This is a genomic window from Teichococcus aestuarii, assembly GCF_003116135.1.
In the GTDB taxonomy this organism is placed as follows: domain Bacteria; phylum Pseudomonadota; class Alphaproteobacteria; order Acetobacterales; family Acetobacteraceae; genus Pseudoroseomonas; species Pseudoroseomonas aestuarii.
Genome location: NZ_PDOA01000063.1, coordinates 1 through 1,982, shown reverse-complemented (window position 1 = coordinate 1,982; position 1,982 = coordinate 1). Strand labels below are relative to the sequence as shown.

Below are 1,982 nucleotides of genomic sequence, written 5' to 3'. Positions count from 1 at the left end.
AGCACCGCGGCCAAAGCGGGCATGCGGCTCATGGCATGGCTCCTTCCTCGGTGATGGAATATTCGGTGACCTGCAGGCCGAGCGGATTGTGGGTCACCAGCTGCCAGGACGGCACCTTGACCCCGGCGCGAAAGCGGATGGTGGCCGAATAGTTCCGGCGGACCTCCCGCTGCCCTTCGGTACGCTGGGTCCGGGTGAACCAGACCTTGTAGCTGTCGGGATCCCGGCCGCCGCAGCCTTCCAGGGCGGCGTCGCGGATGCAGAACAAATTCTCGGTGCGGCGTTCGATCTGCGCCTGGGTGCGGGTGCCATAGACCCGGAACGGGCTCTGCTCGTTTCTGGGATCGACGCTGGCCTGGTAGGCATCGCCCACCGCCTTGTCGGAAAGGATGTAGACGAATTGCTGCGCCTCGGGATGGCCGGCCGAGCTGTAGCCTTCGCGGGCCGCCACATAGCGCCAAAGGGTGGCCGACATCGCCGCCCGGCGATCCGAGGTGGTCAGGTCCCGCTCCGAGGCCGAAGTGCGGAAGGTGCCGTCGCTGTTGAAGGCGACGTAGACGATCTGGGTCTTCTCGCGCGCCAGCAGGAACACCACGGCGCCGGCCAGCGCCACGGACACGGCGATCTGGCTGAGGCTGGTGGCGAGCGCCATGCGGGAGCGCCGGTTGTCGCGCCGCTGCGAAGCGGTCTGGGACTGCAGGATGCGCTGGTAATGCGCCGCGGCCTCCTCTGGGCTGACCACAGCCGCCGTGGAGCTGGACCGGAAGGCGGCCATCGCCTCCTCGGGTGCCGACGTCGCGCTCATCGCAGATCCTCCGGCGCCGGCGTCCACAGCCCGGCATTCAGCACAAAAGGCGTGCCCTGGCAGGCCCGTGCCTCCCGCCCCGTGTCGAGCCCGGCGCAACCGGCCAGGGCGACAGCAGCCAGAACCAGGACCAACGGTCGGAAAGCGGACATCATGACGGATCGGGTCCTTGTTGCTGTCTCAGCGGCCACCACGGCCCATGCTCCGCTTGAGGGAGGCGCCGATGGCGGCGCCCAGGCGGGCGGCGGAGGCCGTGGCCGCGCCGCTGGCGGCTTTGCCGCCCGCCAGGCCAGCGCCGACGCTGGTCGCGACACCCGCGCCGCCACTCCCACCGATGGAAGCCAGCATGGGCAGGCCGACCATGATCAGGGAGCAGATGAAGAACCAGGCACAGAGGCTGAGGAGATCGGAAATGGTCGCCGACATGCCGTTGTCGGCGGTGAAGCGCTGCTGGATCCAAGTCATGCCACCCGCCAGCGCGATCTCCGTCATAACCCAGGAATACAGCGTCAGGGCGGAGACGGAGATCAGCTTGCCGAACCAGTCGAGGACGTACTGCCGGCTCGTCTCGAACAAGGCGGCGATCAGCAGGAACGGCCCGGCGGAGATGATCAGCGCCGTGGCCACGCGCGCGACCTGCCAGACCGCGAATACAAATGCTAGGAAGAGATGCAGGAACAGCTGCACGATGCTGACAGAGATGCTGGCACGGATGTTCCAGAACGGATTGCCAATACGCTGATCCGCCAGAGCGACGACGTGCTCGATCGCTTGAGCGATGCTGTTGAACCGTTGGGCAGCTGTGATACTCACAGGACCCCCATTCAATGCTGATGCGATACCGTTTGGAATCGTTGTCCAGAAGGGCTCACGAATGACGGCGTTGTAGTTGCCGACTTGCAAGAGGGCGAGGACGATAAGCCCCAGGATGATCTTGCGGACACCCCAGCCGACCGTCATGTCGCCACGCAACATCAGGACGGCCGCAATCAACACCAGCAGCATCATGGCGCCGCGCAGATAGGACAGCGTGAACGCGATGCCACCAGCTGTAGACGCCGGGTGAATACTCCCCAGAGGTGCCGACGGAAAATTCCCCAGGTGACCTGACCGGCTGAGTTCCTGGAGGGGAGCGGCTGGCCGCCCCGATCGCCGATGCTGCCGCTGTCCTGAGGGA

3 protein-coding genes are annotated in these 1,982 nt (G+C 66.1%); all 3 read right to left on the bottom strand.

Annotated features, from left to right (window positions below; all coding sequences use genetic code 11):
* Positions 1-28 precede the first annotated feature (28 nt).
* Genes CR165_RS24095 through CR165_RS24090 form a run of 3 tightly spaced genes read right to left on the bottom strand, consistent with a single transcriptional unit; the run spans position 29 to position 1,813 of the window.
* A complete protein-coding gene (locus CR165_RS24095) occupies positions 29-805 on the bottom strand; it encodes a VirB8/TrbF family protein (RefSeq protein WP_109519412.1) in 777 nt (258 codons plus the stop codon).
* Positions 802-957 carry a type IV secretion system lipoprotein VirB7 gene (locus CR165_RS26200; protein WP_367604313.1) on the bottom strand — a complete coding sequence of 52 codons (156 nt, stop codon included), beginning with the start codon at positions 955-957 and terminating at the stop codon, positions 802-804. The genes CR165_RS24095 and CR165_RS26200 overlap by 4 nt, the downstream gene beginning before the upstream one ends.
* Before the next feature lie 28 nt (positions 958-985).
* Positions 986-1,813, bottom strand: coding sequence for a type IV secretion system protein (locus tag CR165_RS24090; protein WP_109519411.1), 828 nt, complete (start codon positions 1,811-1,813; stop codon positions 986-988).
* Between the last annotated feature and the right edge of the window lie 169 nt (positions 1,814-1,982).